This window comes from Anaerotaenia torta (assembly GCF_050433395.1).
Classification (GTDB): domain Bacteria; phylum Bacillota; class Clostridia; order Lachnospirales; family Lachnospiraceae; genus Mobilitalea; species Mobilitalea torta.
The window spans coordinates 231,486-243,393 of sequence record NZ_JBNPXH010000003.1 but is presented as its reverse complement, the minus strand read 5'-3'; the positions used below and the strand labels follow the sequence as shown (position 1 = coordinate 243,393).

At 43.9% G+C, this 11,908-nt stretch carries 8 protein-coding genes; 1 reads left to right on the top strand and 7 read right to left on the bottom strand.

The window, feature by feature from the left end; genetic code table 11:
* Window positions 1–232: 232 nt before the first annotated feature.
* The 7 genes from HNQ56_RS07095 to HNQ56_RS07065 form a co-directional block, all read right to left on the bottom strand.
* Window positions 233–982, bottom strand: coding sequence for a hypothetical protein (locus HNQ56_RS07095; RefSeq protein ID WP_429144115.1), 750 nt, complete (start codon window positions 980–982; stop codon window positions 233–235).
* Window positions 976–1,923, bottom strand: coding sequence for a hypothetical protein (locus tag HNQ56_RS07090; RefSeq protein ID WP_429144113.1), 948 nt, complete (start codon window positions 1,921–1,923; stop codon window positions 976–978). Before HNQ56_RS07090 ends, HNQ56_RS07095 begins: the two co-directional genes overlap by 7 nt.
* A gap of 271 nt (window positions 1,924–2,194) precedes the next feature.
* Complete coding sequence (locus HNQ56_RS07085; protein WP_429144111.1) at window positions 2,195–4,765, bottom strand: DUF5695 domain-containing protein; 2,571 nt, start codon at window positions 4,763–4,765, stop codon at window positions 2,195–2,197.
* A gap of 16 nt (window positions 4,766–4,781) precedes the next feature.
* Window positions 4,782–6,722 carry a glycoside hydrolase family 127 protein gene (locus HNQ56_RS07080; RefSeq protein WP_429144110.1) on the bottom strand — a complete coding sequence of 647 codons (1,941 nt, stop codon included), beginning with the start codon at window positions 6,720–6,722 and terminating at the stop codon, window positions 4,782–4,784.
* A gap of 26 nt (window positions 6,723–6,748) precedes the next feature.
* Window positions 6,749–7,639: a carbohydrate ABC transporter permease gene (locus tag HNQ56_RS07075; protein ID WP_429144108.1), complete on the bottom strand. Its 891-nt coding sequence runs from the start codon at window positions 7,637–7,639 to the stop codon at window positions 6,749–6,751.
* A gap of 16 nt (window positions 7,640–7,655) precedes the next feature.
* Window positions 7,656–8,600 carry an ABC transporter permease gene (locus HNQ56_RS07070; protein WP_429144106.1) on the bottom strand — a complete coding sequence of 315 codons (945 nt, stop codon included), beginning with the start codon at window positions 8,598–8,600 and terminating at the stop codon, window positions 7,656–7,658.
* A 101-nt stretch (window positions 8,601–8,701) separates the two neighbouring features.
* The gene (locus tag HNQ56_RS07065) at window positions 8,702–10,324 is read right to left on the bottom strand and encodes an extracellular solute-binding protein (protein WP_429144105.1); all 1,623 of its coding nucleotides are present in this window, start codon (window positions 10,322–10,324) and stop codon (window positions 8,702–8,704) included.
* Between the two features lie 509 nt (window positions 10,325–10,833).
* Between HNQ56_RS07065 and HNQ56_RS07060 the strand changes: the two genes are divergently transcribed.
* Window positions 10,834–11,889, top strand: a complete 1,056-nt coding sequence (locus HNQ56_RS07060) for a LacI family DNA-binding transcriptional regulator (protein WP_429144103.1) — start codon at window positions 10,834–10,836, stop codon at window positions 11,887–11,889.
* Window positions 11,890–11,908: the final 19 nt, after the last annotated feature.

The following is an 11,908-nucleotide window of genomic DNA, read 5'->3' as shown; positions in this document are numbered from 1 at the left end:
TCTGTCTCCATTCTGACTGATTTGTAGATATATTATTATCGGCAAGTAATGGGTTATTTATCAGTATCTGCCATAAGATAAGGAATATCTCCACGACCTTACCCTTGCTATTGTACATGATACTCTTTCTATTCACAACTATAATTCGCAAAAAAAACAACGGCAACAAATAAAATATTTACTGCCGTTCCATATATAAGAACATTAACATCGATGGGAATAGTGGTTAATATTATCCTCTATATATCTCAATCATCCGCTTCACTAGCTCTTCTGATTTCAAACCATAACCTTTCAGCAGATTTGCATCAAATGGATCTTGGTATAATGACTGAAGAAATTGTTCTATATCATTTGTGATTGATGCCGGTAGATTAACCGGTCTTTCCAATACCATTTCAACTGCAATCCTTAATATATCGTTCTTATGTTTCTTGATATTTGATGAGTCTATTTGTTCCCCGCGTTCCTTACGCACCTTTAGATCCAAGCATGCTTTTGCTTTGAAAATAATTAAATACTCAGGTCTTAGAACTGATAGCCCTTGTTCTATGATTTTTCCATCCAGTAATATTTGATAATAATTATCATCCAACAATATTGCCGAAAGACTTGAGACTTCGTCATTGATATATATCGGAGTAAGTCCATTTAACTTTTTTAGTTCAAATGACTTTCTGGAGAACAACTCTATCATCTTTGGAAAGCCTTCAGTCTCAGGCTTATCAAACCGATAGAATTGTGACTCTCCTGTACTGGCCACACGATGTCTATAATCCGCATCTGAAACAAATCGCAAAAACTGATTTGCAAATTCAGGGGTCAATGCCTCAATGATCAGTACCATATCAAGATCTCTTGTTGCTCTAAATTGTGCGTCGTTGTTTGAGAAGATGATGTCGCAGGCCGCTCCTCCAATTAAAACATACTGATCTTCATATCCCCTAAAATATTGTTTAAAAATATCTAATCCCTTTACCATACATACTCCTTAAGCATCTCATCTACTGAAAGACTCACTCTATCATCTGTTTTTTCTTCATCGCTTAACGACAAAAAAAGCGTCAAAGGATCTACTATATTTCTGTCACGAAAATTAATGTAATATCCAAGTTCTTGAATCACACAGCCTTTTTCTTCTCCTTTAGGGACAAACTGTTTCTTTTTTAATTGCAGGCTCTGTAATTCCTTCTTTGTGATTGCATAGGTTGGAAAAGGATTATCTTCCAGCATAGAATATTCACAAAGAGCGGATATTCCTGCTTTTACCTCAAGCTTTATATCCTCTGCAAGCTCATAAGTTGTAATGACTGGATTTCTAAGAAACGGTTGAATTTCCTCCCAGAGTTTCTTTGGAGTAGCATTCATACTAATTACACGTGATTTCCCTTTCATTATAAGTACTGGTATTTCAAGATATTCTATCTCGTCAAAGCATCTCGAAACCGATGTCTTTGTCACGCCTAAACTCTCTGCAATCTTTGTGACCGTCATTTCTTTCCATCCTTTATACAGAGCTGTAATCAAAAGCTTTTGTGTCAGGTAGGAAATTTGTCTAACCGGTAGTAATGGTTTATCTATATCACCAACTAACAGCACACCCGTAAACGGAAGGTAAATCTGCTTTCCTTCTACTACAAAGGGAATCCCCTCATTCAACATAATATCCTTAGAATAACCGTTTAAACTTTTAAGATATAACACACAGTTCAGACCCGTTAATCTCTCCAGCTGTCTTTGATGTTTTCTCATAGATGCTAATCCAAGCTTCTCCTTTGGCTCAGCCATAAGCCACTGAATTCCATCCATCTTTACGAAGTACAAATGATATAAACCAGCATATAAAAGCGGCAAAGTCTTGTTCTTCTCAAATTCAGTTATCTCAATCTTTCTTCTTAGACACTGCTCTAAATACTCTTTCATAGAAACCACCTTTTGATTTGTAACTTATTTTATGTTACAAATTAAAAGTATCATACTTTTCTTCTTTTATCAATCAATTTTTTATTTCAAAAAAACAGCAATAATATTAATTACAATTCAGCCGACAGGAGCGATATCCTAGTATAGAGAAGCAACCGCGAAGCTGTATGGAAAAAGGCCTGAGGTACATACGCCTCAAGCCTTTTCCAACACCTACACTAGCATCTGGTTTCTCTCCGGTTGTTTATTTTTATAGAAAGCGGAATGTCTTTTACCTTAGACTGACCTCAAATTTCAATGGATCCGTTTCTGTATACACAGTTCTCTCAAAGATGAGCCGCTCCTCTTCTCCCTCATTCGGAATGCCAGAAACCCGCACCATGAGTTTTTCCTTGCTCACAGCGGTCGTATCTATCAATATGCTATCCTCAGTTATGGTAAGGGCATTAATGGCTCCTCCCTCAACCTCCGCATGCCATCTGCCTGGTATATGGTAGAAACGTGCGGATAATCCGTCCCTGGGCGTAACTATTTCCTTCCCATCTATGCAATCAATGCTGCAGCCAAGACCGATTCTGCCCAAAACGGAATGCTCTATTACGATTGAGCAGGCCGTGCGCAGCGCACCGAAAAAGCCCAAACCGGCTTCCCCGGAGAGAATGACACATCCTTTGGAAAGCGGCATCCCCTTCTTGCCCCTGGGGTTATGGGGCGTGCCAGTCACGTTAATCTGTGAAGAAATCGTAATCCAGCCGGTTGCCCCCTTGTTTGCTTCATCAGCATCCCAATACCCGCCGGAGTTATAAATCAACCATCCGGAAAGATAGGCGCCATAATATGCCATAATCCAGTCTTCCTCCACATGTCCTTGATGAAGCGCATAATCCAGGATAGGATACGCACCCAGCTGGGTCATATAACTGGTATTCCAGCTGGTATCGCCACCACCGCGAACATCCGTGCAGTACAGATACCACACTGGCTGTTTACCGCGGTTGGAATAGGATGCTTTCGCCGAAGATCGCATGATATGATCGCTCTTAATGCGCTTACCATATGCGTATACTGCTTCAAAAGCGGTGGAATCATAGGGCATTTCCGATCCAAAGGGGAATTGTTTTGAGTTAAAGAAATGGCTCTTTTTATCGAAGATCGCTGTCATCTCCGACGCCTCCTGAATAAATCCCTCCTTTTTCAAATCCTCCGCCAAATACAAGGGCAGAGTCATTTCACCCATATTTCCAAATTCACTGGCACCGACACCGTCCGGGAACATCCAATAGTTGAACATGGCCTTCGTGTATTCATAGGCCATCTTCAGGTATTCATTTGCTTCCCGAAGCCTGCTCCAGCGCCGCTGCTTTTGAATTCTATACATATTCCATACGGTATTGATGACATGGACATAGTTGAATGCACGCCAGACATCGTCTGCACCCCGGCCTGCCCATGGCTCAAACATAGTATACCAGGGCACCATCCTGTGCACACGCCACCCAGGCTGCTCCGTCAATCGTACAAGGAGGAAATCCTCCACATACGCGTTTAGCGCATTTATCTCCTCTTCCTTCGGGCGATACACATTTTTTTCAGAGAGAAACAGTCCGCTGACCAGACCGGGATCATCACTGCCTCCGCTCCACCAGGGCTCGAAGTACGGATTGAAGGTATGATTGATTCGGCGTTTGTTCACCATATCCCATATCAGCATGCCGTGATAACAGGGGTCTTCCGGATTTGTTTCCAGATGATTCCTGGCAATAAAATCCGCATGCTGATCAATGATCTCCGCGACCGGTTCTGTCACAAAGAAGCAATACGCAGCAATCTGACCGTCATTCTGGACTTTCACATATCGCCGTCCATATCCGCCAAAGCGAACCCGTGTCACTCGCCATCCGTTTTTGACTTCACTGCCGATGATCCGGTCTTCCTTCTCGAACAGGGACACCTCCGCGCCGACCGGGCGCGTCAGGATAAGGAAATCCTCATCAATTGGTCCGACGACACCTGGAATTGCCTTTAAATTTGTGAGAGAGAAACTATTCAGTGTATCATTGATCTGTTCTTCTTTTTCCAGCATTGCAAGCACAAACTGCAGCTCTCGTGTCTCCTGGGACGCTACGCTCCATGGTTCCACAGTATCATAAGGAATAACTGGCTGCTCACATACCACACATGCCCGGACCATTCCTTCATACGCACCCAGTTTGTGCTGCGGACCGAATGCCCGGTTTTCAAACTCCTGTCTCAGGTTAGTAAATGTACCAGCACCCAAAGGTGCCAGCAGCAGAACAGGACCATTTCCACTGGACTTCTCCCAGTACATATAGGACGAGTGCCCGGTAATGCAGGTATGGCGAAGCACGCAGCGATCATACTTGAAATCATCATCGATACGGAAATACTGATTCATCAGCAAAGGAATATTAATATCTGTAAACTTCAGTTCTGCATCCGAATAGTTATGAAGCCTGACCGTCCAACGGAGCTCGTTATCTACCATCACAAAATTGAGCTGGAGGGAGAACCCCAGATCTATATCGCCGCTCTTGATTGCCGGATATGTAACCTGAAGCTGATTCTCTTTTCCATCAACCAGGGCGGTGTCTTTATTCCATCCGCTATAGAAGGCATACTGCCGGCCTCCGACAAGGATTTTACCATCTATGTTTCCCAGCCATTCGCATTCATCGATGTCATACTCCGGGAACTCTTCCGGTGTCAGAAGAAAGTCCGCTTTGTAATCGTCATACGGGGATGTTAATGAGATGAACCCGCCGCATTGTTTATCATAAACAGCTCTCATCATTTTGCCATTAAGTACAATCTTATCATTCATAAGCTCCCCCTCCAATTTAATAAAGCTTCTTCAGTTCCGGCATCCAGACCCGCATCTGATTTAATCCCCTGTTTCCCCATGCAAAATACGGTATGGCCTTCATAGCTTCATTCCTGGCCTGGGGGTTCTCTTCCGTATAGAGCACATCATGAGAGGTTAAGCGTATTCCCGTTAATTCTAAGGTTACCATTCCCGCAAACGGCTCTTTTTCTCCCGGCTTCGCAGTAATCCCGGCCTCCTCCGGTATCCAGAGCTCCTGGATATCTCCGTCGTGATCTGCTCCTTCAAAGCAATAGACAAGAGGGCCTCTCATCAGTGCCACATGGCCGGTATTGCTTCGCACCTTTGTATTGCAGCGCACTCTTCTGACCGGCATGTCAAAGATGATTTCCACCCTGTCCCCAGCCTTCCAATTGCGCTTTAAATACAGATAACCATTCTCCTCAGATATTCCATCGTATAGCACACCCTGCCTGAGTTCCTCCCTTCCGAGCTTCACAGATTTCTTTCCAACATAGGAAGGAATTCGGATCACAAGAGTAAACTCTTCCATTCCCGCCTTGGGCTTCACCGTATATGCCACTTTCCCTTCCCACGGATATTTACTCTCTACTTTGATACTTGCCTGTTTCAAATCTGCTTCCCCTCCCACAAACAGATGGGAGTAAATCGTGTCTTCCGCTTCGCTCCAAGCATATTTTCCCAGGGACATCAGCAGCCTTACCACATTGGGAGGGCAGCAGGCACAGGCATACCACCCGGGACGTTCCGGCAGCACATGCTTATATCCGTGGAGAATCCCGGAGACTCCCGGATTGACTTCCAATGGATTTACATAGAAGAACCTTTTCCCATCCAACTGCATTCCGCTGATAATCCCGTTATAAAGAGCACGCTCCATGACATCCGCATATTTATTGTCCGGCTTGATATCCAGCATCTTTTTAGCGAAGAAGACCAGACCGATTGAGGCACAGGTTTCCCCATAGATAGAATCATTGGGCAGATCATAGTCTATAGAAAAAGCCTCTCCCTCTACGGTGGAGCCGATACCGCCAGTCAGATACATCCTCTTCCCTGTAATATTATCCCACAATGCATCGCATGCATTAAATAATTCCCGGTCTCCCGTCCTCCCTGCCAGGTCTGCCATAGCGGTATACATATAAACGGCGCGCACACTATGCCCCTCTGCCGTTTTCTGCTCTCTGACCGGGGCAAAGCTCTGATTATATTTTGTATCGGCGGGATTCAGTCCGAAATGGGTCCATCCTCCCCGTTCCTTGGCTTCCTCCTTAAAGAAATCCGGGTTTTTCCCTCGTTCATCTATAAAATACTGTGCCAGGTTACGGTATTTCTCTTTCCCGGTAATATGATATAACCGCATCAGTCCAATTTCTATCTCCTGATGACCGGGTATTCCGGTTCTCTTGCCCGGCCCGAACAGCCCGTCAATATGGTCTGCCATTCTTTCCATTACCTTAAGCAGCTTATCCTTGCCTGTGGCCTCGCAGTACGCTGCTGCCGCTTCCATCATATGCCCGGCACAATAAAGCTCATGGCACTCATGAAGATTCTGCCATCGATGCTCCGGCTCCTTGATGGTAAAATAGGTATTCAGATATCCGTCCGCCTGCTGGGCCTGCTCAATTACATCAATGACGGCATCCGCCCTGGCCTCAAGTTCGGGATCCGGAGATACCGCCAGGGAATATGCAACCCCTTCCAGCCATTTGGCGACATCGCTGTCCTGAAAGACCATCCCATAGAACTCGCCTTCCTCCAGCCCGGCGGCAATCCGGAAGTTAGCCAGCGCATGGCTCTTCTCCACTCCCGGAATTTCGTCATTTAATATTTTTTCCTGATATGGAATCACAACTTCCTTCACCAGCTTCTGTCTCGATGACCAGAATTCATCTCTAATCTTTATATTTTTTATGTCCACTTCTCTGTTCATAATAGCTCCTTTTTCTATGTCCTTTTCTATCCCTTAACCGCCCCCAGAATAATTCCCTTATTCATAAACTTCTGCAAGAACGGATAGATAACAAGCATGGGCAGAATGGATATTACGATAATCGCACTTTTCAGCTGCCTCTCATCCACTGCTCCCGCTGTACCAAAGGTCGATTTTACAGCCTGATAGATATTGGTCTGCTGGTTGCTCACCAAAAGCTCCCTGAGTATCATTTGAAGTCCCCATTTATCCGGCTTTTGCAAATACAATAAATTGTCGTACCAAGCCTGCCAGTGCCCCACTGCAATCCATAATCCAACTGTTATCAGTACCGGCTTTGACAGCGGAACGATAATCTGCCAGAATATTCTGAAGTATCCCGCTCCGTCCATCCTGGCAGATTCCTCTAAGGAATCCGGTACGGACAAGAAAAAGTTACGCATAATAAATATGTTGTATGGGGTTGCAAGTGCCGGCAGAACCAGCACCCAGATACTGTTCGTCAAATGCAGCTGTTGGGTGATGAGCAGATAGCTGGGAATAAGCCCTCCGCTAAACAGCATGGTAAAAAGAATCAAAAATGTCAGCTGCTTGTTCCCCGGAAAATCCTTTTTGGTCAATGGATAGGAGGCCATAGCTGTTACCAAAAGACTCAGCGCTGTGCCAAGTATCGTTCTCAGTATGGTGTTCCCATATCCCCGCCAGATATCCTTATATTTTAAGATTACCTTATAGCTGGATAGATCAAAGCTTTTAGGGTACCACTGTGCATCCACCGCATAGAGATATTCCCTCCTGGCAAAAGAGAGGATAAATTGATTCCAGAAAGGATATATCGTGATTATGATAACGCCAATCATCAGACAGGTATTAACCACCGTAAAGATCAGATTACCTGGGGTCATTTTCTTCTTCATCTGCACCTCTCCTTTCCTACCATAAGGTAAATTCCTCACCATTTATTTTTTTCGCAACAAAGTTAGTGCTTACGACCAAAAACATTGCAATTACCGATTTAAATAATCCCACTGCGGTAGACAGGGAATAGTCCCTCTTTTGTATTCCTAATTCATATACGTAAGTATCAATAATATCTGCCACACTTTTTACGGAGGCGTTGGATAGGTTAAATATTTGGTCAAAACCGGCATTCAGCACCCCGCCCATGGCTAGAATCAAATTGATAGTAATTACCGGTATCAAACAGGGCAAGGTAATCCGCAGTATTTTCTGAAACCTTCCGGCTCCGTCCAGGGACGCCGCTTCATACAGCTGCGTATCAATGGATGTTATGGCAGATATATAGATGATGGAACCCCATCCGAACCCCTTCCAGATATCCGTCGAAACCAAAATTGTCCTGAAGTAATCCTTTTTGCTCAGCCAGATCTGTGCCTGACCTCCGAAGCTGGTTACAAGCTGATTGATTACGCCGTTGGCAGAGAATATTTCCCTTATAATACCGGCCATTACGATCCAGGAGATAAAATAAGGAAGATAGGATGCGGTCTGCGTTAGCTTTTTAAACCACTTCGTCTGGATTTCATTTAATAAAAGTGCAAAAATAATGGGAGGAAAGAAACCAATTACCAGCTTTAAAATACTAATAATTAATGTATTTTGTATTACCTCCCAGAAGCGTGAGCTGGAAAACAGCCGGTTAAAATAATACAGGCCAATCCAATCACTTCCCATGATGCCTTTGGATATACTGTAATCTTTGAAAGCCAGTACCACTCCATACATGGGCGTGTAGCAAAACACTGCAAAGAAAACCATTGCAGGCAGCATCATAATAATCAATGCTTTATACTTTACAATCCTTTTCCACAAAGGCTGCGTATATATGTTTTTTTTCTTTGAGAAGCTCTTTGTCACAGTCTGCCTCCTTTCTAATTGGGAAGATTGCAAAATGGTGCAGAGAAGGTCCGGGTTATACGGACTTTCTCTGCACCATTTGCAGAACCCCGGATTATTGCTTATTGAAAACGTTCGTTATAAAGCTGCTGTGCCTCTTCCAGAGCCTCTTTTCCTCCCTTGTCCATCCATTCCTGGACAACGGCATCAAATTCGTCAATACTCCGTTCACCGGTAATCATTTCCGCAAAGATCACGTTCATATCGGGCAGTTCCGCGCTCACATCCGCCCATACGGGAAGCTTGAAATTGCCAAGAATATCATATTTGCCTTTGATTATGTCCAAAGTCTTTGCTCTGACCCCGTTCAATTCCGCAGTATAGTCAATGGAATCATGAACTTCCGGATCGTATTGGAACTGCTCCAATGTGGGGAATCTGTAAGCTGCCGTAATACCATATTTCACACGCGCGCCTTCATCTGCATAGGCGTCCGTGTATTGCCGGTCACCATTTTCATTGATGGTATAGGTCTCACCTTCCACACCCCAGATTTCTGCTTCATGCCAGGCCGGATCTCCTGCAATGGCATCAAATACCTGAAGATATTTGGCAATCTTCTCCGGCTGCTGCTCCATATGCTTACTGAATACCAGGCCTACACCGGCCAGAGGATTAAACTGCATAACCCCTTGATCACCATTTTTACCGACGATACCGGTGGTAACAGCCCAGCCTGAATTCGGCTCTGCTTCCTTCAAGGCACTCCACCATCCGTCAACCGTCAATATGGTAAGCCAATTCTGCCAGCTGCATCCTACCACGGAGCTGACTACCTTATTTTTCGCCTGCTCAAAATCAATGGTCATCCATTCGGGATCAATCACACCCATATCATATAATTCTTTTATATATTTCAAAGCTTCCTTTGTTGCAGGCTCTATCTCTCCTCTGGTTATGGTGCCGTCTTCCTTGGCATACCAAAGACCGGGATATGTACCATATGCCGCAAATATAGGGCTAAACGCCCAATCCGCATTTCCTGTAATTCCAATATAACCATAGGTATCTTTAACACCATTGCCGTCGGGATCATCAAAGGTGAAGGCACGCATAACTTCCGTGAACTCCTCCTGCGTCTCCGGCACCTTCAGACTCAGCTTATCCAGCCAGTCCTGACGGTATGCCATAAGACAGAATTTTGTCAAATCAACTTTGGCATCCGGAATAGAATACACTTTGCCGTCCACGGCATAGATGCTGAAGGGATCGTCACCGAAGATATTGCTGTATTTCTGGGTCCATGCCATGTAATTGGGCATGTTTTCCTTAACCATCTCCGTATTCAGCTCGGCAACCAGGCCCTGCTTCACATAATCGGTAAGGGTCGTGAGATTAACCGCCTGGTCCCTGAACCAATCCGGTGCATCATTGCCCGCCATAGCCAAGGTCAGCCATTCCGCATAATCACCGGCACCCTCATTCCTGTATTTCATCTCGATTTTGACATTGAATTCCTCTTCAATCTTTTTGACATACCAGGCATTCTTATTCTCCAATGCGTCACGGTTGCTGGTCCACAATTCCAATGTCATGGGTGCACCTGACTCTGTATTGCCGCCCTCTGTCTTAGAAGCGCCTCCGGTTGGAGTAGATGTTGTCCCATCATCCTTGCCTTTACAGCCGGCCATCATGGTTACAACCATCATTGCCACCAGTAATAACGATACTACCCTTTTTTTCATAATGAATCCTCCTATAAAAATTTTAACGTTTCAATTTCATAGCACATAAACTTGCATTTTTATCCCTATCATATAATAAAGATAACGATCCAGGGGTTCATAGAAATGTATAGCACTTATTCTGATACAAAACATTGATATATAAGCTCCTTATCACATGATGTCCCGCATCCCAATAGTATACCTTCCAGTTTTCTGACACCTTGACCAAAATTGAAACGTTAAAATTATTATAACGAAAAAATGACTTTTTGTCAATCACTCTATTTATAAATTGTTATGAAATTTATTGTTTATATCTAGCAATCCATCCACGAAATTATACAAAATATATAATAGCGGATGGCATACTTCCGATAATCGGTCGAATTTTCAGATAAATTTAACGTTTCAGCTAACTTTTATAGATGGTATAGGTTCCCATACCTAAACGGTTCTAATTGATTTCAAGACAAGCCTATGGTATTATTGTATTAAACGTTAAAATTATACAGAAAAAGAGGATTCGTATGAATACAATACATGATGTGGCCAAATTAGCCGGTGTTTCTACCGGAACTGTTTCCAATGTTATTAATAATAGTAACAAGGTTTCACCTAAGACAGCAGAACGGGTTCAGCAGGCCATCAAAGAATTAAATTATATCCCCAATATTAATGCCAAAAGCCTGAAAACAAACAGCAGCCGTATTATCGGTATTCTCGTCGAGGATGTGAGTGATTTCTCTTCCGGCGATATTATTGACGGAATTTGTGAGTACTGTGAGAACCATGATTATTCCATTAATCTTTGCAACCTGCGTGTGAATCGAAAAGTAAAACGGGAAGCGGAATTTCTTTACAGGGAACTGGAGGATACGGCTTCCTTCAAGCAGAGTGTCAAGAATAATATAAACACGCTTCTCTCCTCCCGTGTCTGCGGGCTGATCTATATCGGGACACATCCAAGAGATGTGGGGCATATTCTGCCCCCTCTTTCGATTCCGGTTGTGTATGCTTATGCCTATACAAAAAAAGACAATTATTGTATTAACTATGATGATTACCAGGGCGCCCGGCTGGCAGTGGATTATCTGATCCAATGCGGGCATAAGCAGATCGCCCTGATCTGCGGCTCTGTTGATTCTGTTCCGGCACATAAAAGGATGATGGGATATCAGTCTGCTCTAATGGATTATAACCTTCCCTTTCATCCGGAATATATACGGACAGGAAATTGGCATTACAAAGACGGATATGACAGCTGTCTGGAATTACTCCGCCTGAAGGAACCTCCCACTGCAATATTTGCTATGAGTGATTTGATGGCAACAGGAGCAATGAGTGCCTTGCATGAGAATGGATACCGTATTCCGGAAGACATCTCACTGCACGGCTTTGATCATCTGGAAGCATCCGACCTGGTCATCCCTGCCCTTACTACTATTGAATTACCACTGCATGAAATCGGAACACAGGCCGCACAAACAATGGATTCTGTTTTAAACGGCAATCCTCCGGAAGAACATAGCATATTACTCCCCTGCAGACATGTTATAAAAAAGTCTGTATCTTCCAGGAAATAAGTTTCTTGCATGAGCTGTT